Annotated in this window: 18 protein-coding genes, 3 rRNA genes, 1 pseudogene and 1 riboswitch; of the genes and pseudogenes, 3 read left to right on the forward strand and 19 right to left on the reverse strand. The window is 49.2% G+C overall.

Annotated elements, in window-relative coordinates; translation table 11 throughout:
• Window positions 1-106: 106 nt before the first annotated feature.
• From purF to ASL14_RS08060, 5 genes are read right to left on the reverse strand one after another with little or no spacing between them, the layout of a single operon-like run.
• Window positions 107-1,588: an amidophosphoribosyltransferase gene (purF, locus tag ASL14_RS08040; protein WP_134911181.1), complete on the reverse strand. Its 1,482-nt coding sequence runs from the start codon at window positions 1,586-1,588 to the stop codon at window positions 107-109.
• Window positions 1,573-3,816, reverse strand: coding sequence for a phosphoribosylformylglycinamidine synthase subunit PurL (gene purL / locus ASL14_RS08045; protein WP_134911182.1), 2,244 nt, complete (start codon window positions 3,814-3,816; stop codon window positions 1,573-1,575). The genes purF and purL overlap by 16 nt, the downstream gene beginning before the upstream one ends.
• Window positions 3,794-4,483, reverse strand: coding sequence for a phosphoribosylformylglycinamidine synthase subunit PurQ (purQ, locus tag ASL14_RS08050; RefSeq protein ID WP_134911183.1), 690 nt, complete (start codon window positions 4,481-4,483; stop codon window positions 3,794-3,796). The genes purL and purQ overlap by 23 nt, the downstream gene beginning before the upstream one ends.
• Window positions 4,484-4,487: 4 nt before the next feature.
• Window positions 4,488-4,733 (reverse strand): phosphoribosylformylglycinamidine synthase subunit PurS, encoded by a 246-nt coding sequence (gene purS / locus ASL14_RS08055; RefSeq protein WP_013308797.1) that lies wholly within the window; start codon window positions 4,731-4,733, stop codon window positions 4,488-4,490.
• A gap of 58 nt (window positions 4,734-4,791) precedes the next feature.
• Window positions 4,792-5,673, reverse strand: coding sequence for a phosphoribosylaminoimidazolesuccinocarboxamide synthase (locus ASL14_RS08060; protein ID WP_134911184.1), 882 nt, complete (start codon window positions 5,671-5,673; stop codon window positions 4,792-4,794).
• A 205-nt stretch (window positions 5,674-5,878) separates the two neighbouring features.
• Between ASL14_RS08060 and ASL14_RS27300 the strand changes: the two genes are divergently transcribed.
• On the forward strand, window positions 5,879-6,346 hold the full coding sequence (locus ASL14_RS27300) for a hypothetical protein (protein WP_189338242.1): 468 nt from the start codon (window positions 5,879-5,881) through the stop codon (window positions 6,344-6,346).
• A gap of 137 nt (window positions 6,347-6,483) precedes the next feature.
• Here the strand turns inward: ASL14_RS27300 and purB are convergent, their stop codons facing one another.
• The 5 genes from purB to ASL14_RS08090 all read right to left on the reverse strand — a co-directional run bounded on the left by purB (window position 6,484) and on the right by ASL14_RS08090 (window position 10,885).
• Window positions 6,484-7,782 carry an adenylosuccinate lyase gene (gene purB, locus ASL14_RS08070; protein WP_134911185.1) on the reverse strand — a complete coding sequence of 433 codons (1,299 nt, stop codon included), beginning with the start codon at window positions 7,780-7,782 and terminating at the stop codon, window positions 6,484-6,486.
• A 2-nt stretch (window positions 7,783-7,784) separates the two neighbouring features.
• Complete coding sequence (gene purK / locus ASL14_RS08075) at window positions 7,785-8,960, reverse strand: 5-(carboxyamino)imidazole ribonucleotide synthase (protein ID WP_134911186.1); 1,176 nt, start codon at window positions 8,958-8,960, stop codon at window positions 7,785-7,787.
• Complete coding sequence (gene purE / locus ASL14_RS08080; protein WP_134911187.1) at window positions 8,957-9,442, reverse strand: 5-(carboxyamino)imidazole ribonucleotide mutase; 486 nt, start codon at window positions 9,440-9,442, stop codon at window positions 8,957-8,959. Before purE ends, purK begins: the two co-directional genes overlap by 4 nt.
• Window positions 9,443-9,589: 147 nt before the next feature.
• A riboswitch (purine riboswitch) is annotated at window positions 9,590-9,691 on the reverse strand.
• 350 nt (window positions 9,692-10,041) lie between these two features.
• Window positions 10,042-10,476 carry a universal stress protein gene (locus tag ASL14_RS08085; RefSeq protein ID WP_134911188.1) on the reverse strand — a complete coding sequence of 145 codons (435 nt, stop codon included), beginning with the start codon at window positions 10,474-10,476 and terminating at the stop codon, window positions 10,042-10,044.
• Between the two features lie 145 nt (window positions 10,477-10,621).
• The gene (locus ASL14_RS08090; protein WP_044647005.1) at window positions 10,622-10,885 is read right to left on the reverse strand and encodes a DUF1294 domain-containing protein; all 264 of its coding nucleotides are present in this window, start codon (window positions 10,883-10,885) and stop codon (window positions 10,622-10,624) included.
• Between the two features lie 180 nt (window positions 10,886-11,065).
• Between ASL14_RS08090 and ASL14_RS08095 the strand changes: the two genes are divergently transcribed.
• Window positions 11,066-11,194, forward strand: a complete 129-nt coding sequence (locus ASL14_RS08095) for a DUF4023 family protein (protein WP_023987044.1) — start codon at window positions 11,066-11,068, stop codon at window positions 11,192-11,194.
• Window positions 11,195-11,419: 225 nt separating this feature from the next.
• Here ASL14_RS08095 and ASL14_RS29500 read toward each other — a convergent pair.
• Both ASL14_RS29500 and ASL14_RS29505 read right to left on the reverse strand, forming a co-directional pair.
• Window positions 11,420-11,665: pseudogene (locus tag ASL14_RS29500) on the reverse strand (alpha-galactosidase); the annotation flags it as partial.
• Between the two features lie 3 nt (window positions 11,666-11,668).
• On the reverse strand, window positions 11,669-11,869 hold the full coding sequence (locus ASL14_RS29505) for a glycoside hydrolase family 36 N-terminal domain-containing protein (protein ID WP_338117273.1): 201 nt from the start codon (window positions 11,867-11,869) through the stop codon (window positions 11,669-11,671).
• Window positions 11,870-12,168: 299 nt separating this feature from the next.
• Between ASL14_RS29505 and ASL14_RS08105 the strand changes: the two genes are divergently transcribed.
• Complete coding sequence (locus tag ASL14_RS08105; protein ID WP_134911189.1) at window positions 12,169-13,311, forward strand: type II asparaginase; 1,143 nt, start codon at window positions 12,169-12,171, stop codon at window positions 13,309-13,311.
• Window positions 13,312-13,589: 278 nt separating this feature from the next.
• On the opposite strand, the gene ASL14_RS27305 is transcribed toward ASL14_RS08105, so the two are convergent.
• From ASL14_RS27305 to ASL14_RS08135, 7 genes are all read right to left on the reverse strand, one after another.
• Window positions 13,590-13,727, reverse strand: coding sequence for a hypothetical protein (locus ASL14_RS27305; RefSeq protein WP_023987042.1), 138 nt, complete (start codon window positions 13,725-13,727; stop codon window positions 13,590-13,592).
• 112 nt (window positions 13,728-13,839) lie between these two features.
• Window positions 13,840-15,972 (reverse strand): DNA topoisomerase III, encoded by a 2,133-nt coding sequence (locus ASL14_RS08110; protein WP_134911190.1) that lies wholly within the window; start codon window positions 15,970-15,972, stop codon window positions 13,840-13,842.
• Between the two features lie 46 nt (window positions 15,973-16,018).
• Window positions 16,019-17,011 (reverse strand): ketoacyl-ACP synthase III, encoded by a 993-nt coding sequence (locus tag ASL14_RS08115; RefSeq protein ID WP_134911191.1) that lies wholly within the window; start codon window positions 17,009-17,011, stop codon window positions 16,019-16,021.
• A gap of 199 nt (window positions 17,012-17,210) precedes the next feature.
• Window positions 17,211-17,327, reverse strand: a 5S ribosomal RNA gene (gene rrf, locus ASL14_RS08120).
• A gap of 104 nt (window positions 17,328-17,431) precedes the next feature.
• Window positions 17,432-20,359: ribosomal RNA gene (locus ASL14_RS08125) — 23S ribosomal RNA — on the reverse strand.
• 354 nt (window positions 20,360-20,713) lie between these two features.
• Window positions 20,714-22,271 (reverse strand): 16S ribosomal RNA (locus ASL14_RS08130).
• Together the 16S, 23S and 5S rRNA genes form the textbook arrangement of a ribosomal RNA operon.
• A gap of 521 nt (window positions 22,272-22,792) precedes the next feature.
• A complete protein-coding gene (locus ASL14_RS08135; protein ID WP_134911192.1) occupies window positions 22,793-24,163 on the reverse strand; it encodes an NCS2 family permease in 1,371 nt (456 codons plus the stop codon).
• Between the last annotated feature and the right edge of the window lie 8 nt (window positions 24,164-24,171).

A 24,171-nucleotide genomic window follows, 5' to 3' on the forward strand; every position in this document is an offset into this window, starting at 1 on the left:
CAGCGGCAACAGCGATCGTAAGAACCTTCCACTCGCGGAGTGGCCCCCTCAGAACCGCCATCCCCACACCTGCCATGCACCGCTGCACCTCTTTTGTTCCCTTTTCTCAACAACTACATCCGAGCTTTTCTTCGCCCTTGAAATCCACTTGAGTGGGATAATCATTATCGAAGCAGGCCAGGCACAAACCGCCTTTGTAATCCTGTTCGTTATATCCACCTACAGCGGCAATCAAACCCTCGGCGCTCATAAAGTAGAGCGAATCGGCGTTAATCTCCTGGCGGATTTCCTCGACTGTTTTGGACGACGCGATCAGTTCCCGGCGATCTGGCGTGTCGATGCCGTAGAAGCACGGGTTTTTGAAAGGCGGCGAGGTAATGCGTACATGTACCTCTAGCGCCCCCGCATCCCGTAGCATATTCACGATTCGACGGGATGTGGTGCCCCGCACAATGGAATCGTCGATCATGATCACCCGTTTACCTTCGACAACACGGCGTACGGCGCTCAGCTTCATTTTCACACCTTGCTCGCGCAGCTCCTGACTCGGTTGAATGAAGGTACGTCCGGTGTATTTATTTTTAATCATGCCCAATTCATAAGGAATACCTGTCTGCTCTGCATAACCAATCGCCGCAGAAATACTGGAATCCGGTACCCCGGTAACCAAATCAGCATCGACAAAAGCTTCCAACGCCATTTGGCTGCCCATTCTTTTACGTGCAGCATGAAGATTGGCTCCGTTCAAGTCACTGTCCGGACGGGCAAAATAAATATATTCCATCGCGCACAGTGCTTTACGATGCTTGCCTTCACTGTAGCGGTCTTCATGCAGCCCGTTTTTGTCCAGCACCAATAGCTCACCCGGCTCGATATCGCGCAACAGCTCTGCTCCAATCGTTTCCAAAGCACAGGATTCGGAAGCAAACAAATATGCATCTCCCAGTCTACCCATCGTCAATGGACGCAAGCCGTTAGGATCGGAAGCGACCAGCAGCTTGTCGTTGGTCATAATAAGAAAAGCAAACCCGCCGACAATACGCTTCAATGCATCTTTCGCAGCCTCCACTAAATCCTTGGACGATCGTGCGATCAAATGCGCAACGACCTCTGTATCGCTTGTCGTTTGAAAAATAGACCCGCCCTGCTCCAGCTCATGCCGGATTTGCAAGGCATTCACGATATTCCCGTTCGTCGCTACCGCTAGATCGCCATCACGATATTTGAAAACCAAGGGCTGTGCATTCGTCAGCTTACTGTCTCCACTTGTCGAGTAGCGCACATGTCCTATCGCAATGTCGCCTGTCAGCGAAGCCATCAAATCTTTATTGAACACTTCTTTTACAAGGCCCATTCCACGATGATAATGGAACTCGTCTCCACTGCTCACACAGATGCCCGCGCTTTCCTCCCCACGATGCTGGAGCGCATGCAATCCGTAATATGCTAGAGAAGCAGCATCGGAGTGTCTGTACACCCCGAATACGCCGCATTCCTCTTTTAATTTATCAAACAGCCCCTCTTTACCAGAGCCTTCATTATAATAATCTCCAGTCCACAACGTCCGTGCTGTTATTTCATCAGACATGGAATGACATCCTCCCAGATTTGCTTCAAACTGGCGACTGCCTCGTTCAAAGCGGGTTGTCCGTTCACCTCAACTGTCAATTGTGATCCTTCAACTTTTCCTAATACGGTAACTGGCACTTCCAAACCACGCAGATGTGCTTCCAGCACAGACGCTTTATCTGGCGATGCAGATAACAAAATGCGGGACTGACTTTCGCTAAACAAAGCATGGTCAGGACGTAAGGTCGTTTCTACGTTGACCTGTGCTCCCAATCCGCCGCTAATTCCAGATTCCGCAAGCGCTACAGCCAAACCGCCCTCTGCCAGATCATGCGCGGATTGTACCAAGCCTGATTGGATGGCGCTAAGCACCGCATTCAGCAGCTTTTTCTCCACGTTCAAATCCAGCTCAGGCGGTCGTCCTTCGGATACACCGTGTACGACAGCCTGAAACTCACTGCCTCCCAGCTCGGCCTTCGTTTCTCCCACCAGGAAAATCACGTCGCCTTCGGCTTTGAAGCCTTGTGTCGTAATATGATCTGTATCATGTACCAGACCTACCATACCGACAACAGGCGTCGGATAGATGGAGCCTTTAGCATTTTCATTGTACAAGCTGACATTGCCCCCGATGACAGGTGTATCCAGTACACGGCAAGCTTCTGCCATACCGTCCACGGCTTTTTCCATTTGCCAGAAAATATCCGGCTTTTCAGGGTTACCGAAGTTCAGGTTATCCGTAATTGCCAACGGCTCGCCGCCGGAGCATACAATGTTACGCGCTGCTTCGCTGACTGCAATCCGTCCGCCTACCTCTGGATCAAGGTATACATAACGTCCGTTACAATCTGTCGTCATGGCGAGTCCCTTACGAGTTCCGCGCACAGTCACTACAGCTGCATCCGAGCCTGGACGAACGGCCGTGCTGGTGCGAACCATGTAATCATACTGCTCATATACCCATTTTTTACTAGCTACACTTGGCGAAGACAGTACCTTTTTCAGCGCACCGTTCAAATCCGTCACTTCTGCATAACGCAGTGTGTCAATGGTAGCGTTCTGCTCATAATAAGCAGGAACTTCAGAAGGCTTGTCGTAAATCGGACACTCGTCAACCAGCGCCGTCACTGGCATGTCACCCACCACTTCACTGTGATGGAACAAACGCAAACGTCCGTCATCCGTCACCTTACCAACCTTGGCACAAATCACACCCCAACGCTCGAAAATTTCAAGCGCCTGTGCTTCATCCTTCGGTTCTACTACGAACAGCATGCGTTCCTGAGATTCAGACAGCATCATTTCATAAGGTGTCATACCCTCTTCACGCTGCGGTACCTGATCCAGATACAGCTCGAGACCGTTGCCAGCCTTACTCGCCATCTCTGCGCTGGAGCAGGTAAGTCCTGCCGCGCCCATATCCTGAATACCCAGCACAATACCGCTGTCGATCAGCTCTAGACATGATTCCATAACCAGCTTCTCCATAAATGGATCGCCTACCTGAACCGCAGTCCGATTCGCTTCGGATTCCTCGGTCAGCTCAACCGATGCGAATGTCGCTCCGTGAATCCCGTCACGGCCTGTCGGCGGTCCCACATAGAACACCGGGTTACCGACCCCTTTAGCAACACCACGCTGGATTTTATCATGGTCAATCAGTCCGACACACATCGCGTTGACGAGTGGATTGCCTTCGTAGCTTTCATCGAATACAACCTCGCCGCCGACCGTCGGAATACCGATACAGTTCCCATATCCGGCAATACCGGATACCACATGCTCGAACAAATATTTCACACGGTCGCTCTCCAGCTTGCCAAAACGCAGAGAATTCAGCACCGCCACAGGTCTTGCGCCCATGGAGAAAATATCACGGATGATGCCACCGACCCCTGTCGCTGCCCCCTGAAAAGGTTCCACAGCCGACGGATGGTTATGACTTTCGATTTTAAATACAACTGCCTGATTATCACCGATATCTACAATCCCTGCGCCCTCACCCGGTCCCATCAGAACTCGTGGGCCACTCGTTGGAAAACGTCGCAGCAACGGCTTGGAGTTTTTGTAAGCACAATGCTCTGACCACATGACACTGAATACGCCTATCTCCGTATAGTTCGGCTGACGCCCCATGAATTCACAGATCAACGCATATTCGCTGTCCGACACACCCATCTGCTGATACAGTTTATGCTCGGCAACCTGCTCTGCCGTTGGTTCCTTAGCGGATACTTGCTGCGCCATGACGATCCCTCCAAGCGTTCAAAATAGATGTAAACATACGTTTGCCGTCATCCGTTCCAAGTAATGCGTCCACCGCGCGTTCCGGGTGGGGCATCATGCCCAGCACGTTACCTTGCTCATTACAAATCCCTGCAATATCCGTCACGGAACCATTAGGATTATCTTTATACTTAAATACAATCTGATTGTTCGCCTGCAAACGAGCCAGCGTCTCATCATCACAGTAATAGTTGCCTTCACCGTGGGCGATCGGAATAATGATCTCTTCACCAGCAGCATAATCTCTTGTAAAAGGTGTTTGGTTATTCGCAACCTGCAACACCGTATCCCGGCATAGGAACTTCATCGACAGATTACGGCGCAAGGCGCCCGGCAACAACCCGGCTTCGGTCAGAATTTGAAATCCGTTGCAAATCCCCAAAATATATTTGCCCTCGGCAGCCGCTTTGGCAACTTCCTTCATCACCGGAGCAAACCGGGAAATCGCGCCGCAACGCAGGTAATCCCCGTAGGAGAAGCCTCCTGGAACAAGAATACAATCATAAGGCGACAGATCCGTCGCAGTATGCCAAACATAATCGACAGGTTCACCGACCGTGTCCTCTACCGCCTTATAGCAGTCAATATCACAGTTGGAGCCCGGAAAAACCAGAACTGCAAATTTCATGGAATTAGCCCTCCAGTTCGTAGCGGTAGTCTTCAATGACCGTGTTGGCCAACAGCTTTTCACACATCTCAATGATGCGCTTTTCAGCACTCTCGCGGTCTGTTGTATCCAGATTCAATTCCATATACTTACCAATTCTGACGCTGTCCACTTCTCCGAAACCCATAGAATGCAGTGCGCCTTGCACCGCAACCCCCTGCGGGTCCAAAACGCTTTGCTTAATCGTGACATAGACTGTTGCTTTCATCATGTTCCTTCAGTTCCTCCTCCGAATGAGTGAATCCTATTGGTTGAATTATGATTACTATTTACTGTGCCGTCAGACGCCGCCAAATATCCGTATATCTTGCAGTTGTTTCTCCTACGACCTCAGCAGGCAACGGATCGGGCTTGCTATTCTTGTCCCAACCGGATGATGCCAAATAGCTTCGTACCGGCTCCTTGTCCATGCTGTCAATCTCAACATCCAGCTCATACTTTTCCTGCGCCCAAAAACGGGATGAATCTGGAGTGAAAATTTCGTCAATCAAAATCACCTTACCGTTAACAAGACCAAACTCAAACTTGCAATCGGCTAAAATAATTCCCCGCTTCTCGCAGAAAGCACGTGCAAATTCGTACAACGCCAAGCTCTTTTCCTCAAGCTCACCTGCTAGTTCAACCCCGACCATTTCTTTCATTTGGTGAAGGGAAATGTCCTCGTCGTGTCCAACATCATTTTTTGCAGCCGGTGTAAATAAAGGCTTGGGAAAACGCTCATTTTTACGTAGCCCCTTCGGCAATGGAATGCCGTTCACCTCACCGTTCTGCTCATACTGACGCCAGCCGCCTCCGGTAATATATCCGCGCACCACACACTCAATGTCAATGCGTTCAGCCTTCAGCGTGACCATGATCCGGTCCTTCAGCAACTCTTTATTCTGTTCGTCGATCACATGCCCTAGCTTGTTCACATCGGTGTGCACGACATGGTTTTCCAACAAGTCTTTCGTTTGTTCAAACCAGAAAGCGCTGAGCTTATTCAGCACATTCCCCTTTTCGGGCACGGGTGGCTCCAGCACATAATCAAAGGCCGAAATCCGATCCGTCACGACAATCAGAAAATGCTCTCCGAGATCATACAGCTCACGCACCTTGCCTTTGTACAGCAACGGCGCATGGATCAGACCCTCGGCGGTAGACAATGACATTTCATTACACCTCTTTCAAAAGAGTATGGCCCCTCAAACCTTTGCCCCTCCTAAATCGAACCTTGCCCCTCCTAAATCCTCCCCTCGGGGAGGACCCCCAGGGCTGCTGCCCGAGGGACTCCCGCAAGGGTTTGGCGCAGTGAGTGGGCGGGGCTGTTTATTGTAGCTGGGGTGGTGTGAGCGCGTTCCGCTGGATTAAGGCTTGTTGGCACAAGCTTTAATCCAGCAACGCTTTTACGTTGGCGCATATCGACGTTTTTACGAGCGTTCGCTTCGTATCAACTTTGCAACTTTATATGCAGCTTACGGTTGTACCATGGCTCGGCGTAAGACATACCGCCAAACCATTCGGCCCGTGGCCGTAGCTCGGCACGTCATGCCGCCGAGCCTTCAGGCTTCGCCTGTCGTGCGCATATCTACGCATGCGCACTTATACGTTGGCTCAAGGCTTCGCTCCTTGAGCCTTGCGCGTTCTTGGGAGGGCTGCAGGCAGTTTGCTACGCAAATTCGGCAGCTCTCCCAAGAACGTTGCTTCGCGACAGAAAAGCAGTGGAACACGCTTTTCTATCACTCTTTGGGGTGTGCGGCATCTTATGTGCCGTACCGCCCCCTATTCCTGCTCCCACACGAGGGTTGGTGCTGGATTGCAGCGGAGCGAACGGAATCGTTCTGAAGAAGCGTCAGCGCTTGCCTTTGCCTCTGGATTCCAACCATTACCTGGTCTTATACAATCACAGGAATCCAGAGGCAACAGCAATCGGAAGAATGATCCGTTCGCGCAGCGGCCTCACCAAGCGCCACCCCTCTCTCCTATTCCCCTAATCCCAGCTTTTTAAAGATCGTATCTACGTTTTTCAGATGCCATGCCGGGTTGAAAGCATCCTCGATTTCGTCCGCGTTGAGCACTGCGGTAATTTCCGGAGTCGCCTCGACGATTTCGCGGAATTGACGTTGCTCTTCCCATGCCTGCATAGCACGCGGCTGCACGGTATCGTAGGCTTTTTCACGGCTATAGCCCTTGTCGATCAGCTTCGTCATAATACGGCCAGAGAACGGTACGCCATACGTACGCGCCATATTGCGCTTCATATTTTCAGGGAATACCGTCAGGTTCTTCACGATATTGCCAAAACGGTTCAGCATGTAGTTCAACAGCATCGTTGCATCCGGCAAAATGATACGTTCCACGGAAGAATGCGAAATGTCGCGTTCATGCCACAGTGTTACGTTCTCATACGCGGATACCATATGCCCGCGAATCACACGCGCCAGACCGGAAATATTTTCGCTACCGATTGGATTGCGTTTATGCGGCATCGCAGAGGAACCTTTTTGACCCTTCGCGAAGGCTTCTTCCACCTCACGGAATTCACTCTTTTGCAGCGCGCGGACTTCTGTTGCAAATTTGTCCAGCGATGTGGCTACCAGGGCCAATGTCGCCATGTATTCGGCATGACGATCACGTTGGAGCGTTTGTGTGGAGATTGGCGCAGGCTTGGTGCCCAGCTTGCGGCATACAAACTCTTCTACCGCTGGATCAATGTTAGCGTACGTACCGACTGCACCAGACATTTTACCGTATTCAACCTGGTCAGCCGCAAAACGGAAACGTTCCAAATTGCGCTTCATTTCCTCGTACCACAAAGCCATTTTCAGGCCAAACGTCGTCGGTTCAGCGTGTACCCCGTGTGTACGGCCCATCATCGGCGTATGCTTGTAAGCCTGTGCTTTTTCCTTCAAAATTTCAATAAAATTCAAGATATCGCGCTCCAGAATTTCATTCGCCTGCTTCAACAAGTAGCCCAGTGCGGTATCTACCACATCCGTGGAGGTCAGGCCGTAATGCACCCATTTGCGCTCATCGCCAAGGCTTTCGGACACCGTGCGGGTAAAAGCAATGACATCATGTCTTGTTTCCTGTTCAATTTCATAGATCCGGTCAATATCAAAGCTTGCGTTCTTACGCAGCGCCACAGTGTCCTCTTTCGGAATAACGCCCAATTCTGCCCAAGCTTCACAGGCACACAGTTCTACTTCCAGCCATGCTTTAAATTTATTTTCTTCCGTCCAAATCGCTCTCATTTCCGGTCTGCTATAGCGTTCGATCATAACTATTTATTCCCCCAAATATTGGTTTGTTCAATCCATTCCAGCGCTTGTTCCGCATCCTGGCACAGTAGATTCATATGTCCCATCTTTCGGCCTGGTTTGGCTTCGCTTTTTCCATACAAATGCAGCTTGGGCACAACATCCAATCTTTCAGCTTCGGCATCCGGCTGCACGAGCCGTTGAACCACGTCCTCCAAATGCTCACCTAGCACATTGACCATAACGACCGGAGTCAGCAGCTTCGTGCTTCCCAGCGGCAAGCCGCAAATGGCACGTATATGCTGCTCAAATTGCGACGTTGCGCATCCCTCCATCGTGTAATGACCGGAGTTATGCGGCCTCGGTGCCAGCTCATTGACGTACAAATGTCCGTCTTCGGTAACGAACATTTCTACAGCGAGCAGACCCACCGCGCCTAACGACTCCGCCACAGCCAAAGCCAGCTTGCGTGCTTCTTCCTGCACGGATTGTGACACGCGCGCGGGTACAATCGACGTGTGCAAAATATTGTTCACATGAATGTTTTCCGCAGGTGGGAAGGCTTTGGCTTCCCCGTTCGTGCTGCGTGCTACGATTACCGAGATTTCACAGCGAAAACGAATGAACTGTTCTAACACCAGTTCCGCACCGCTACCAACCAGCCCTTCGTAAGCAGCTACGGCTTCCTCGGGTTGGCGAATAACCGCTTGTCCCTTGCCGTCATAACCGCCGACTGCTGTCTTGAGTACACATGGCACGCCCAACTCGGCTACCGCTTGAACCATATCGGCAGCGCTGCCGATTTCACGATACGGAGCGACCGGAACGCCAGCGGCTTCAATCGAGCGTTTTTCCCGTAACCGATGCTGTGTTGTGTACAACAAACGGCTGCCCTGCGGCACACTTGATTCCTGTTCCAAAAGCGCGGCTACACCCGCATCCACATTTTCAAACTCATACGTGATCACATCGCATCGCCCGGCCAACTCTCTGGCCGCATGTTCATCATCATAGGCAGCGAAAATCTGCTCTGACACCTGCCCGCACGGACTATCCGGTGTCGGGTCCAGCGTCACAAAACGGTATCCCATCTTTACTCCGGCCAGTACCAGCATTCTTCCCAGCTGTCCGCCCCCCAAAAGTCCAATCGTTGTACCGGGAGGTCGAACACAGCCTGCGGGTTCACATGCCTCATTCATAGCGAGTCACTGCCTTCCAGCACCTCATCACGGATACGGTCGCGTCTTGCTTCGACCCGCTGACGCACTTTTTCATCAAAAGCACCCAATACTTGTGCTGCCAGCAGCCCTGCATTCGTAGCGCCTGCTTTACCGATTGCCACAGTAGCGACCGGAATGCCTCCCGGCATCTGCACAATGGAAAGCAGGGAGTCCAGACCGTTCAGCGCCTTCGACTGGACAGGCACACCGATGACTGGCAATGTCGTCTTGGCCGCCACCATACCCGGCAAATGCGCCGCGCCACCCGCTCCGGCAATAATAACCTTCAGCCCGCGCCCGGCGGCTTCCTCTGCAAAACGAAACATCAGATCCGGCGTTCGATGGGCTGAGACCACCTTTTTTTCATATCCGATTTCAAGCTCGTCCAGCACTGCACATGCATGCTGCATGGTGTCCCAGTCCGATGTGCTGCCCATAATGACAGCGACCTGCACTGACATGTCCTTCACTCCCTGTTTATCAATAAGCGCCAAAAATCCGGCACTCGAAAATAACGTTATTTTCAAGACACCGGACTACGAAAAACAAACGACAAAGCCTCACAAAGGCATGCCAAAAGCAAGCCTGTTTCACCGCAACAAATGCGGCTTCAGCCGTATGTCTCCCGTAGTCCGGAAATTTAAGGTTTCCAGGTAGAAACTTCCGGGCCATATCCCCGGCATTATACGAGTCAGCATTGTGCCCAAGCGACCCCAAACGATATTCTAACAAACATGATCGTGGTCTGTTTCGGCTCAAACATGTGTACCTTATTAAATTTTACCTAAAGTTCTTTTTTATCGACAATACACTTCATAGTTTAACAATTCCCTACACCTTATGTCAACTTGAAAACGAACATTATTAAAATCATCCAATTGAATGTTCGTGTTTAACAAAACACAAACCCTTTTCTACCCGCAAGCCGGGACAATAGCTATACATTTAGCCGACTCTTTGCCTCAGACTGCCATCATAGACTGGCTCTATGCTCCACAAAAAAATAAAAGCCGGTACTTGCTGTGTAGGCAGTAATCCGACTTTTATTCCTTCTATTCTGTTACTTCACGACCAGCACTGGAATGCGCGCATGCTGCACCACATTATGACTGACGCTGCCTAGCACAAATTCACGAATACCACCCAAACCACGGCTGCCGATCACAATCACATCGAAGCCATTTTCATTTGCATAATCCAAAATAACTTCAGCCGGCGAACCCTGAATCAGCTCCACCTTGGCGTCAATGCCCTGGTCGGCAAGCCGTTTTTTGACCTCATCCGTGGTTTGCTCCGCCAAATCGTAATATTCTTTATTCACCGAAGCTGGAATCGGGGCCAAACCTTCACCCATGAAAATACGCGGAAAATCAAACGCCGTTACGACCCCAAGCTTTGAGGATGGTGAAGCTTTGGCTAATTCAGCCGCCTTCAACAAAGCCTTATTGGATGCCTCGGAACCGTCATAAGCAAGCAATATTTTCGAAAATAACATACATATGCACCTCTTCCTATTCAGTTTGTTAGAACAAAGCCTGAAATATGTATTCCTTTGGGCGTTCGTACATTCACATTGCCAAACGCTGGCATAGCCGCCCTACTCATCATTAAACATCCCCATGAGAGCCTAAACCACGGCTTTACCGTAAAAAATATCCGTATAGCAATGCATTAACGAACAGCAACGCAGGAATACCGAGTCTGAAGCTCATATGCCGCGTTTTGTGGCGTTTGCGGTACATCGCAATCAGCACGCCCAACGCTCCCCCGATCAAGGCCAGCAAAAACAGCGTCCGTTCGGGTACACGATCACGGTGCTTACGCGCCCTCTTTTTGTCTTCCGACATTACCAGATAGCCTACTGCGTTTATAAACAGCAGCCATACCAACAAGCCTGTCTGCAATGTCTCCCCTCCTTTTGCACACCGTACCGAGTCCAGGCATTAGCCCCTCTATAGCCCTCTCCCCTTCATTATAACTCCACCCCTTTTGCAGAAACAACGCCTTCTCCTGACTGAAATACCGCTTTTGCGGATATAGTAACGTTGTATGACGGATATCCTTGAATTAAAGGAGGGACTACGATGGAAAGCACCCATGAATACGTCGAAAAACTGCGGGAAAATGCAAAAAAGGCAGAACGCAACCGTAAAAGAGGAAAAGGAACTCCCAGCGCCAGCTTGCCAACCAAACAACATACCAACAATCCTTAATTGCAGGTACCCTGCTGTATAAGGTGTAAAACCATGTTATTCACGTATAATGTCAGTTTGGATTGCAATGTATTTACTTTAGATGTTGCAAAAACCAGATACATTGCCTTCTTTTAGATTATGCAAAACAACAAGCAGGCTCCCTTTGAGGTGTCTGCTTGTTGTAATTTCGATGTTCACTTCCATCCTGTCGCAGTAATCTCTTCTCCCAGTCTACCCAGACAACCACCCATCGTCCAGTACAAATAGCTCAATCCCAAGCTCCTGACCAGCCGAAGCAATTTCTTTAATCCGATCCGCATTAAAATTAAAATACGTGGCTTCCCAGTTTTTAATCAGCACCGGACGAACCTGATCACGGAATCCTCCTCTTGACAGTCTTGTTCGATATAAGCGATGATAGGTGCGCGACATATCACACAATTCTTCCGAGGAACGAACCAGTACAGCTTCCGGCGTCTGGAATGACTCTTCCTACCTCATGAACCAGACAATTGCACTTATCATAATCACCGTCACGAAATCCACATTACAGCTTAAAACCCGTCGAAGCGTCACATTTGAACTGCCTATATTTTCAAAACGTACAGAACGAGTGATAGCATCTAATTCATTGAATACTGTATATTGTAGAACGGCCGGAAGACCGGTCGATTTCGGTTTACCCTGTGTAATCGTATGACTTACATAAAGTTAACTCCCCCTATCATCCTACTAATGAACTCTATACAAAATCATATAGAAAGTAATAGCTATCATCTTACTACACACCTTATACAAACAATAAAACGATTACATTTATGAAAAATAAATTATAACGTCATATTATGTGACATATATATTGACTAAAAACAATTACAGCCTCTATAATTCGTGATATTAACGTAATTCGACAAAATATTTGTCAGTTAATCTATCATTCACATCTATGGTTTGCACATTGGAGAGGAGCTTTATATGACTAACATGAAAAAATGACAATGATTCCCCTGCTGGCCAGCTTTATTCTCGGAAGTACCTTATGGAGTGGTGGTTTTACCGCTAACGCTGCGGCAGCAGCTACCACCAGCACGACTGTACCTCCATCTGCCACTACCATCACCGATAAATCTGAGAAACCACAAACCAATAATCTACCCAACATTAAAATACTTGCTACTGGGGGAACCATCGCAGGGTCATCTGCCGTCAACACCGATACAACCGACTACAAAGCAGGCGCGTTGGGTATCGAGACTCTGATTAACGCCGTTCCTGAAATGAAAAGTATTGCAAACGTCAGCGGTGAACAGGTTGTCAACGTGGGCAGTCCTGACATTAATAATGATATCCTTTTAAAACTCGCCAAACGTACGAATGAACTGCTCGCCAGAGATGATGTAGACGGAATCGTTATTACTCATGGTACAGATACGCTGGAGGAAACCGCTTATTTCCTCAATCTGGTCGTCAATAGCGATAAGCCTGTGGTTGTCGTTGGCTCCATGCGTCCAGCTACAGCAATCAGCGCCGATGGTCCTTTTAACCTTTATAATGCTGTCAAAGTCGCCGGGGCTTCTGCCTCCAAAGGTCAAGGCGTACTCGTACTGCTAAATGACCGTATCGGTGCAGCGAGATACATTACCAAAACGAACACGACAACAGTCGATACGTTCAAGTCTGTGGAGCAGGGATACCTGGGAGCTGTTGTGGGAGATCAAGTGTACTACTACAACAAATCTACACACAAGCATACAACTGCTTCTATGTTCGATATTTCCATTCTGACCCAACTGCCTCAGGTAGATATTTTATACGAATACCAAAATAACGGGCGCTATCTGTATGATGCAGCCGTAGCGGCAGGTGCCAAAGGTATCGTTGTGGCAGGCTCCGGCAATGGTTCCTTGTCCAAGACCTCTACAGAAGGTGCTGAGGCAGCAGGTAAAAAAGGAGTTATCATCGCACGTTCCAGCCGAGTAGGCAGCGGGATCGTCTCTCCGTCTACCAAAGACGCAGCGTCCAACTTTGTTTCCACTGACTCGCTCAATCCGCAAAAAGCACGGATCTTGCTCATGCTTGCTTTGACTCAAACGCATGATGTTAAAGAAATTCAGTCCTTCTTTAATGAATACTAATAAATGAGGATTTGTGAAAATCCAAATAAGCATTCTCAATGAACAATAAGATATCAAAGCCAGCTCACCAAAAAAAGGAGCAGCAGTAACGGTGATATACCGTAACTGTTGCTCCTTTTTCGCAAGACAATGACAACCTACAACTTCATACGGAGCCCAATTGTCTTAGCCTTAATATAGCTTCAAGTTTAAGTTTGCCTGTCGGATGGTTAAATCCATACCAGTCAATGGATAACTGATTCCATTTTGCTACAATCCATTGCTCCTGCCACTTCGTATCAAGACTGCTGTTTAGGAATTCCATTCAAGCTTGGAGGATATTTCGCTTGCTTCTCTGGATGTGGAGCGATTTCTTCCTCCAAAATACTTGATTTATTTTGCTGATTATTGATTTTAAGCGACTTATGCTTGGGCATAACTACTCACCTCCTCGGCTTACCATGCCAAGGAGCGAGAGGTTTTATACTGATTTGCTGATGCTTATCGCCCTTGCTGTTGACTTGATAATGGATTACTTGTAGCTGCCCGTTATTTTCCCTGCTTTTGCTCCAAGGCTGCTTTCAGCAGATCACCCAGACTGGAGCCAAGAGATTCCTGCTTTTCATAATGTCTTACCAGCTTCTGCTGTTCACGTTTGTTTACCCGTTGCTTGTCCTTATCCAGTGTTTCGGTAATGCCACAAGGCAGACATCTGACATACAAACCCGCCTTGCCCTCTTTCATTTCCATTTTTTTATGGCACTGCGGACAACGACGATTCGATAGACGTTTTTCTCCCGAACGGCGATAACCGCAATCCGCACTTGGACATACAAGGAACTTGCCCTGTTTGCCTTTCTTCTCCAAAAGCTTTGTACCACAATCCGGGCAATGGCTATTCGTCACGTTATGGGGCTTGTATTCGGCACTGCTATTTTTCACAGTGGAAACCAGCTCTTTCGCCATCGCACGAATCGAGTCCAAGAACGGTCCCGGTTGCCCTTGACCGCGGGCGATTCGTTCCAGCTCCGCTTCCCAACGTGCCGTCAGCTCCGGTGTTCTTAGCTGTGGAGCTGCCAGCTCAATCAGCTGCTTGCCTTTCCCCGTTGGATGCATTACATTTCCCTGACGCTCAATTGTATCCGAGCTAACCAGCTTCTCAATCAGATCTGCGCGAGTAGCAGGAGTACCCAAACCGTGCTTCTCCATCTGAGCAAGTAGCGCCGCTTCCGTATACCGCTTCGGCGGCATCGTTCGTCCAGCACGCACAAGGCAACGCTCTATCCGAACAGAATCCTCTTTTTTCAGTTCAGGTAAAATAACACCACTTCCGTTGTCCTCACGTTCCTCTGCTTCGTCGTCCGTATCATAGAGATTTCCGTCATATACCGCACGCCAGCCACTATCTTTTATCGTCGTGCCTTTGACTTGAAATGTTTCCTGCTCTACTGTTACCGAAACCGCTACAGCATCATAACGAGCAGGTGGATAGAAAAGACTGATAAATCGCCGCGCAATCAGATCGTACAGCTTACGTTCCTCCGGGCTTAGCTGATTAAGCAACAACGTCTGCTCTGTAGGGATGATCGCATGGTGATCTGTTACTTTGGTGTCATCCACAATTCGCTTCGAGATCGTCAAGCTCTTGCGCAGTAACGGGCGTGCCAAGGAAGCATACGGACCTACAGCCACACTATTGAGCCGTTCCTTAAGGGTATCCACCATATCGGATGTCAGATAACGGCTATCTGTACGTGGATACGTGACCAGCTTATGCTGCTCATACAGACGTTGAAGCACATTAGACGTCTGCTTGGCCGAAAAGCCGTAGCGCTGGTTGGCATCCCTTTGCAGCTCGGTTAAATCATAAGCCAACGGGTGTGGCTCATTCTTTTCACTTTTTTTGACACTGGCAACCGTACCTTTGACGCCTTCCAATTTGCGGCGCAAAGCCTCTGCTTGAGTACGGTCAAACATGCGTGAGTCGCCATTTTCTGCACGCCAAGTTGCCTGAAAATCACCAAAGTCTGCCGTCAATGTATCATATTCCTGAGAACGAAACTGAGTAATCTCCTTCTCACGTTCCATAATCATCCCCAGCGTCGGTGTCTGTACTCTTCCCGCCGAAAGCTGAGCGTTATAGCGACACGTCAATGCGCGGGTCACATTCAGCCCAATCATCCAGTCTGCTTCAGCCCGACAACGAGCCGATTCGTATAAACGATCAAACTGCTGCCCAGGCAACAGCTTCGCGAAGCCTTCCTTGATCGCCTTGTCCGTCTGCGATGAAATCCACAAGCGGCGAAAAGGCTTTTTCCAGTTCGCCTTTTGTATAATCCAACGTGCCAACAGTTCCCCTTCACGTGCAGCATCCGTTGCCACAATAAGTTCTCCAATGTCCTGTCGCTTCATGAGCTGCTGCACAGCCTTGAACTGATGATTGCTTTCCCGTAGCACCTTCAGCCTGGTACTCTTCGGAAGGATCGGCAGGTCCTCCAAATTCCAGGTTGCATACTTGGAATCATAATCCTCCGGCTCTGCCAGTCCAACCAAATGTCCTAACGCCCACGTCACAACATACTTAGGCCCCTCTATATAGCTTTTATGTTTCTCACGGCTTCCCATCACACGTGCAATCTCTCTGGCTACGGATGGTTTTTCTGCTAATACTAATACCTTCATGTTACGCCCCTTTCTCTTATATTGTTAATTATACCATCCGGACAGCTTACAAATCAGGCACGCTCCATTTTAACAGCAGACCTGCATAAGTCAGGCCCCCTCCGAACCCATATAACAATACCCGCTGTCCATACCGTAAACGCCCATCATCCAAACCGCACTGTAAAGCTAAAGGAATAGATGCCGCCGATGTATTGCCATAAAACTCTACACTTGTCAGCGTCTTTTCCAAAGGTATTGCCCCTCGTTCACATATGGATTCGATCATTCTCAGATTGGCGCTATGCGGTACAAACCAGTCAAGGTCCTCATTCTTCATTCCAGCCTGCTCCAATAACCGTTCTACTCCCGCTGGGACAGAGCGAACAGCCCATTTATAAACCTCACGTCCATTTTGAACAAGAAATCCATTAGCTTGCAGCTTTTCTCCATCTAAATAATCAGATAAACCTGCCCGATAGAGATGAACTCCCCCTTGCCCATAAGTTCCGATATCTGCGGTCAAAAAAGATCCTTCATCCTCGTCATATTCAACAAGAGCAGCCCCTGCGCCGTCTCCAAAAAGTACACAACTCGTCCGGTCCGTATAATCCGTAATTTTGGATAACGTTTCTGCTCCCACCACTAAAACCTTACGGTGTAGACCACCCGTAATAAGGCCATTAGCTAGATGAAGTCCATAGGTGAATCCTGCACATGCTGCACTTACATCCATTGATCCCGTATCCGGAATATTAAAATGGGCCTGAATTCGTGAAGACGTACTTGGAAAGTAGTAATCAGGCGTACTAGTCGCTACAATGATCATATCAACTTCGTTTATATTTACGTCATAGAGGTTAATCATACGTGTAACGGCTTGAATGCATAAATCAGATACATATTGGTCTTCAGCCGCAATTCGCCGTTCACGCATACCCGTTCGTTGTACTATCCACTCGTCACTAGTATCCACAAGCTTCTCCAAGTCGGCATTCGTCAAAATCCGTTCAGGTACATAAGTACCCAGGGCCGTAAGCTTTGCTTTAGAATTCAACAATCTGATCACTCTCCTTTATAATCCTTGTTCTCATTATAACACCTGATACTAATACCTGGTACTAATTTATTATAAAATAATTTCAATAGTTATGAGTTAGTCTCCATTTGTACTTTTCTTAAGTAAAATATAAATGTTTTACCTTTTCAACGCAAAAAAGAACCACAATCTCAAGGAGATCATGGTTCTTCTTACTTTTGCTTGGCGACGTCCTACTCTCCCAGGACCCTGCGGTCCAAGTACCATCGGCGCTGGAGGGCTTAACGGTCGTGTTCGGGATGGGTACGTGTGGAACCCCTCCGCTATCGCCACCAAACATGAATTTACATCGTAAATTCGCCTATACGTATGTATCTTCTACATACTTTCAAGGTGTTACACCCTGAAAACTGGATCCGAAACTCCATTGCGTCTTATCCTTAGGATAAGCCCTCGACCGATTAGTATTGGTCAGCTCCATGCATTACTGCACTTCCACCCCCAACCTATCTACCTCGTCGTCTTCAAGGGGTCTTACTAATTGGGAAATCTCATCTTGAGGGGGGCTTCACGCTTAGATGCTTTCAGCGCTTATCCCTTCCGTACATAGCTACCCAGCGGTGCTCCTGGCGGAACAACTGGTACACCAGCGGTACGTCCATCCCGGTCCTCTCGTACTAAGGACAGCTCCTCTCAAATTTCCTACGCCCACGACAGATAGGGACCGAACTGTCTCACGACGTTCTGAACCCAGCTCGCGTACCGCTTTAATGGGCGAACAGCCCAACCCTTGGGACCTACTTCAGCCCCAGGATGCGATGAGCCGACATCGAGGTGCCAAACCTCCCCGTCGATGTGGACTCTTGGGGGAGATAAGCCTGTTATCCCCAGGGTAGCTTTTATCCGTTGAGCGATGGCCCTTCCATGCGGTACCACCGGATCACTAAGCCCGACTTTCGTCCCTGCTCGACTTGTAGGTCTCGCAGTCAAGCTCCCTTCTGCCTTTGCACTCTTCGAATGATTTCCAACCATTCTGAGGGAACCTTGGGGCGCCTCCGTTACTCTTTAGGAGGCGACCGCCCCAGTCAAACTGCCCACCTGACACTGTCCTCGCACCGGATCACGGTACCAAGTTAGAACCTAGATACGATCAGGGTGGTATCCCAAGGATGCCTCCTCTCAAGCTGGCGCTCAAGTCTCTTAGGCTCCCACCTATCCTGTACAGATCGTACCCAAATTCAATATCAAGCTGCAGTAAAGCTCCATGGGGTCTTTCCGTCTTGTCGCGGGTAACCTGCATCTTCACAGGTATTAAAATTTCACCGGATCTCTCGTTGAGACAGCGCCCAAGTCGTTACGCCATTCGTGCGGGTCAGAATTTACCTGACAAGGAATTTCGCTACCTTAGGACCGTTATAGTTACGGCCGCCGTTTACTGGGGCTTCGGTTCATAGCTTCGCCCCGAAGGACTTACCACTCCCCTTAACCTTCCAGCACCGGGCAGGCGTCAGCCCGTATACTTCGCCTTGCGGCTTCGCACAGACCTGTGTTTTTGCTAAACAGTCGCTTGGGCCTTTTCACTGCGGCCCCCTCGGGCTATTCACCCTACCGAGGCACCCCTTCTCCCGAAGTTACGGGGTCATTTTGCCGAGTTCCTTAACGAGAGTTCTTCCGCGCGCCTTAGAATTCTCTTCTCGCCTACCTGTGTCGGTTTGCGGTACGGGCACCTTCTCCTGGCTAGAGGCTTTTCTTGGCAGTCTGAGATCATGACCTTCGCTACTGTAATTTTCGCTCCCCATCACAGCCCAGCCTTACGATGTGCGGATTTGCCTACACACCAGCCTCACTGCTTAGACGGACATCCATCAGTCCGCGTCACTACCCTACTGCGTCACCCCATTGCTCATAACGGATTACGGTGGTACAGGAATTTCGACCTGTTGTCCTTCGACTACGCCTATCGGCCTCGCCTTAGGTCCCGACTTACCCTGAGCGGACGAACCTTCCTCAGGAACCCTTAGGCTTTCGGCGGATCTGATTCTCACAGATCTTTTCGTTACTCATACCGGCATTCTCACTTGAATGCAGTCCAGCGCTCCTTACGGTACACCTTCAACCCGCATTCAACGCTCCCCTACCCCTGATGCATAGCATCAAGCCATAGCTTCGGTGGCGTGTTTAGCCCCGTTACATTTTCGGCGCAGAGTCACTCGACCAGTGAGCTATTACGCACTCTTTCAATGGTGGCTGCTTCTAAGCCAACATCCTGGTTGTCTGTGCAACTCCACATCCTTTCCCACTTAACACACACTTGGGGACCTTAGCTGATGGTCTGGGCTGTTTCCCTTTCGACAATGGATCTTAGCACTCACTGTCTGACTCCCGGAACTAAGTCTATGGCATTCGGAGTTTGACTGAGCTTGGTAACCCTTGCGGGCCCCGCACCCAATCAGTGCTCTACCTCCACGACTCTCTTTTCCGAGGCTAGCCCTAAAGCTATTTCGGGGAGAACCAGCTATCTCCGGGTTCGATTGGAATTTCTCCGCTACCCCCACCTCATCCCCGCATTTTTCAACATGCGTGGGTTCGGGCCTCCAGTGCGTGTTACCGCACCTTCACCCTGGACAGGGGTAGATCACCCGGTTTCGGGTCTACGTCCACGTACTCATTCGCCCTATTCAGACTCGCTTTCGCTGCGGCTTCAGCTCTTCACCTTAACCTTGCACGGGAACGTAACTCGCCGGTTCATTCTACAAAAGGCACGCCATCACCCATACATAGGGCTCTGACTTCTTGTAAGCACACGGTTTCAGGATCTATTTCACTCCCCTTCCGGGGTGCTTTTCACCTTTCCCTCACGGTACTGCTTCACTATCGGTCGCCAGGGAGTATTTAGCCTTGGCAGATGGTCCTGCCGGATTCATACGGGGTTTCACGTGCCCCGCACTACTCGGGATCCGTCTCGGAGGGAACAGGTTTTGAATTACAGGGCTTTTACCTTCTCTGGCGGGCCTTTCCAGACCTCTTCATCTAACCGGTTCCTTTGTAACTCCATGTGAGACGTCCCACAACCCCAAGGAGCAAGCTCCTTGGTTTGGGCTAATCCGCGTTCGCTCGCCGCTACTGACGGAATCACTATTGTTTTCTCTTCCTCAGGGTACTTAGATGTTTCAGTTCCCCTGGTATGCCTCTGTTCTGCCTATGTATTCAGCAGAAAGTGACTGTCGATGAAGACAGCCGGGTTTCCCCATTCGGACATCCCCGGATCAAAGCTTGCTTACAGCTCCCCGAGGCTTTATCGTTGTTCGCCACGTCCTTCGTCGGCTCCTGGCGCCTAGGCATCCTCCGTGTGCTCTTTGTAGCTTAACCTAGACTTTTCTTTCAAAGAAAGAAAATATCGATGTTCGATAAAGAATGATGTTTGCCAAAGGCAAAAGATCTTTCCTTACCTGCTACCTTTATTTCACTTGTTTACACAAGATCAGCGTAAAGGAATATTCTAAAACGCAATTTCGTTTCGGTATCCAGTTTTCAAGGTGCACTTTTCCGGTTTTTAAGGCCGAATGAATATCATATCAAATTCCTCAACACTTGAATACAAGTATATGTTGGAAACGCTATGTGAGAGATTGAACTCTCAAAACTGAGCAACGAGTGAGTAGTTTTTTTGAAGCTTACGCTTCATATTTGAATGTTTCCGTTGCAGGAAACGATTCTCCATAGAAAGGAGGTGATCCAGCCGCACCTTCCGATACGGCTACCTTGTTACGACTTCACCCCAATCATCTACCCCACCTTCGGCGGCTGGCTCCCTTGCGGGTTACCCCACCGACTTCGGGTGTTGTAAACTCTCGTGGTGTGACGGGCGGTGTGTACAAGACCCGGGAACGTATTCACCGCGGCATGCTGATCCGCGATTACTAGCAATTCCGACTTCATGCAGGCGAGTTGCAGCCTGCAATCCGAACTGAGACCGGCTTTTCTAGGATTCGCTCCAGATCGCTCTTTCGCTTCCCGTTGTACCGGCCATTGTAGTACGTGTGTAGCCCAGGTCATAAGGGGCATGATGATTTGACGTCATCCCCACCTTCCTCCGGTTTGTCACCGGCAGTCTGCTTAGAGTGCCCAGCTTGACCTGCTGGCAACTAAGCATAAGGGTTGCGCTCGTTGCGGGACTTAACCCAACATCTCACGACACGAGCTGACGACAACCATGCACCACCTGTCTCCCCTGTCCCGAAGGAAAGGTCTATCTCTAGACCGGTCAGGGGGATGTCAAGACCTGGTAAGGTTCTTCGCGTTGCTTCGAATTAAACCACATACTCCACTGCTTGTGCGGGTCCCCGTCAATTCCTTTGAGTTTCAGTCTTGCGACCGTACTCCCCAGGCGGAATGCTTAATGTGTTAACTTCGGCACCAAGGGTATCGAAACCCCTAACACCTAGCATTCATCGTTTACGGCGTGGACTACCAGGGTATCTAATCCTGTTTGCTCCCCACGCTTTCGCGCCTCAGCGTCAGTTACAGCCCAGAGAGTCGCCTTCGCCACTGGTGTTCCTCCACATATCTACGCATTTCACCGCTACACGTGGAATTCCACTCTCCTCTTCTGCACTCAAGCTCCCCAGTTTCCAGTGCGACCCGAAGTTGAGCCTCGAGATTAAACACCAGACTTAAAGAGCCGCCTGCGCGCGCTTTACGCCCAATAATTCCGGACAACGCTTGCCCCCTACGTATTACCGCGGCTGCTGGCACGTAGTTAGCCGGGGCTTTCTTCTCAGGTACCGTCACTCTTGTAGCAGTTACTCTACAAGACGTTCTTCCCTGGCAACAGAGCTTTACGATCCGAAAACCTTCATCACTCACGCGGCGTTGCTCCGTCAGGCTTTCGCCCATTGCGGAAGATTCCCTACTGCTGCCTCCCGTAGGAGTCTGGGCCGTGTCTCAGTCCCAGTGTGGCCGATCACCCTCTCAGGTCGGCTACGCATCGTCGCCTTGGTAGGCCATTACCCCACCAACTAGCTAATGCGCCGCAGGCCCATCCATCAGTGACAGATTGCTCCGCCTTTCCTCCCCTCCCCATGCAGGGAAAGGATGTATCCGGTATTAACTACCGTTTCCGGTAGTTATCCCAGTCTGATAGGCAGGTTGCCTACGTGTTACTCACCCGTCCGCCGCTAGGTTGTTGTAGAAGCAAGCTTCTACAACAACCCCGCTCGACTTGCATGTATTAGGCACGCCGCCAGCGTTCGTCCTGAGCCAGGATCAAACTCTCCATTAAAGACCAACCGAAGTTGGTATATAGAAAGAGCGATATGCTCATTTTGAAACTGACGAGATAAAATATCTCTTTTACACTCCGATTTCATACAACCTTGCGGTATGCACCGAAATCTTCGTGGCTGATTTTGCGAACAAAATCATTTACTCACTCGTTGTTCAGTTTTCAAAGATCAAACATTTCTTTTTCGTTGACTCAGCTTGTCGCCTTACCAACTCTTATATCTTATCATGTCCGAACCAACTTTGCAAGCATTTTTTTAAAATCTTTTTTTGTAACATTCGCTCGCAATATTGTATTTCTTGGCCGGAAATAGAATATATCATAGACGAAATAAGTTTGCAAGCATTTATTTCATTAATTCTCGGAAATCTCTATTTGTTATTCGTTCTTCTTCTATATATACTCCCCACCCTCTTTCGCATCATGAATAACCAGAACAAAAAAAGAACCTCGCTCCCTGAAACAACAGGGAAGGAGGTTCTTTACTGCAAAAAGCTTTTTCAGGTGATATCTAGTTGTTATTCCGAGCCCATAAAGGCAAACCGGATCACTACAATAACAGCAAGCACCCACATGAGCCAGTGAACTTTAACTTTGTTGCTGGTAAAAAGGTTACTGAATACAGTCAGAACCACGTAAGACAAAATGCCGGCAGAAATACCATTAGCGATTCCGCCTGTAAAAGGCATCAGAACGATGGTCAGGAACGCCGGGAACGCCAGCAGGAAATTATCCCAATCGATGTTACGAACCTGGCTCATCATCAGCACACCAACGATAATCAACGCTGGAGCAGTAGCAGCGGAAGGCACAACCAGTGCCAGCGGTGCGATAAAGAGAGCGAGCAGGAATAAAATGCCTGTCGTTACAGCAGTCAGACCCGTACGCCCGCCTTCTTCTACCCCTGCCGAGCTTTCCACGAATGCTGTAATAGTACTTGTACCCAATACTGCACCGGTACTTACACCAACAGCATCCACCAGCATAGCTTTACCGATGATTTTCTCACCTTTTTTCTTATCCTTCATTATACCTGCGCGGGTAGCCGTACCCACCAGTGTACCAAACGTATCAAACAGCTCTACAAATGTGAAAATGAAAATGATATCAAACAGACCGATATGCAAAGCAGCCTTCAAATCCAACTGGCCCACTGCCAGATTACTAAAATCAGGAATCCAGTGACCTGTTGTCAAACTGCTCAAATTCGTTACGCCCATCGGAATACCAAACAATGTAGTAGCTACGATACCAATCAGCAAAGCACCTTTGACCCGAACAACCATCAGCGCTGCGATAATGAGCAAACCGATCAGCGCCAGCAGCGCATCCTTCTGATGAACCAGACTACCCAGAATCAGATTAAAAGCATGACCCGGAACAGGCTGACCTACATCCGTCCCTGGAACGATACTTACCATAACCAGATTACACAGCTTAAAACCAACAATGGTAATAAACAAGCCGATCCCTACGGTAATAGCTGTCTTTAGATTTTCCGGAACTGCAACAAGCAACATCTGTCTCACTCGTGTCACGGTTAAAATCAGAAAGACGATACCGGATATAAATACAGCGCCAAGTGCCGCTTGCCAAGTAATCATACCGTTGGAACCCAAGACTACAGTCATAAAATAAGCATTCAAGCCCATACCCGGAGCCATGCCGATGGGCACATTAACGAACAATCCCATCAGAATAGTGATCAGTCCTGCACCTACCGCAGTGGCAAAGAAGACGGCTTCGCTGGGCATCCCTGCTCCAGTCGGCCCCAAAAAGGTATTGTTGACCACCAAAATGTAAGCCATGGTCATAAAAGTAGTAATACCCGCAATAATTTCTGTGCGGACGTTCGTTCCATGTTCCTTTAATTTAAAGAAACGCTCCATGAGTCGTA

The sequence above is a fragment of the Paenibacillus sp. IHB B 3084 genome, assembly GCF_001447315.1.
Taxonomy (GTDB): Bacteria; Bacillota; Bacilli; order Paenibacillales; family Paenibacillaceae; genus Paenibacillus.

Coding starts and splice junctions, on each gene's coding strand:
- purS (WP_013308797.1), bottom strand. CDS start 4,733: ATGATGAAAGCAACAGTCTATGTCACGATTAAGCAAAGCGTTTTGGAC.
- ASL14_RS08105 (WP_134911189.1), top strand. CDS start 12,169: ATGACAATGATTCCCCTGCTGGCCAGCTTTATTCTCGGAAGTACCTTA.
- purQ (WP_134911183.1), bottom strand. CDS start 4,483: ATGAAATTTGCAGTTCTGGTTTTTCCGGGCTCCAACTGTGATATTGAC.
- purB (WP_134911185.1), bottom strand. CDS start 7,782: ATGATCGAACGCTATAGCAGACCGGAAATGAGAGCGATTTGGACGGAA.
- ASL14_RS08110 (WP_134911190.1), bottom strand. CDS start 15,972: ATGAAGGTATTAGTATTAGCAGAAAAACCATCCGTAGCCAGAGAGATT.
- purK (WP_134911186.1), bottom strand. CDS start 8,960: ATGAATGAGGCATGTGAACCCGCAGGCTGTGTTCGACCTCCCGGTACA.
- ASL14_RS27305 (WP_023987042.1), bottom strand. CDS start 13,727: ATGCCCAAGCATAAGTCGCTTAAAATCAATAATCAGCAAAATAAATCA.
- purE (WP_134911187.1), bottom strand. CDS start 9,442: ATGTCAGTGCAGGTCGCTGTCATTATGGGCAGCACATCGGACTGGGAC.
- ASL14_RS08135 (WP_134911192.1), bottom strand. CDS start 24,163: ATGGAGCGTTTCTTTAAATTAAAGGAACATGGAACGAACGTCCGCACA.
- ASL14_RS08085 (WP_134911188.1), bottom strand. CDS start 10,476: ATGTTATTTTCGAAAATATTGCTTGCTTATGACGGTTCCGAGGCATCC.
- purF (WP_134911181.1), bottom strand. CDS start 1,588: ATGTCTGATGAAATAACAGCACGGACGTTGTGGACTGGAGATTATTAT.
- purL (WP_134911182.1), bottom strand. CDS start 3,816: ATGGCGCAGCAAGTATCCGCTAAGGAACCAACGGCAGAGCAGGTTGCC.
- ASL14_RS08060 (WP_134911184.1), bottom strand. CDS start 5,673: ATGTCATTGTCTACCGCCGAGGGTCTGATCCATGCGCCGTTGCTGTAC.
- ASL14_RS08095 (WP_023987044.1), top strand. CDS start 11,066: ATGGAAAGCACCCATGAATACGTCGAAAAACTGCGGGAAAATGCAAAA.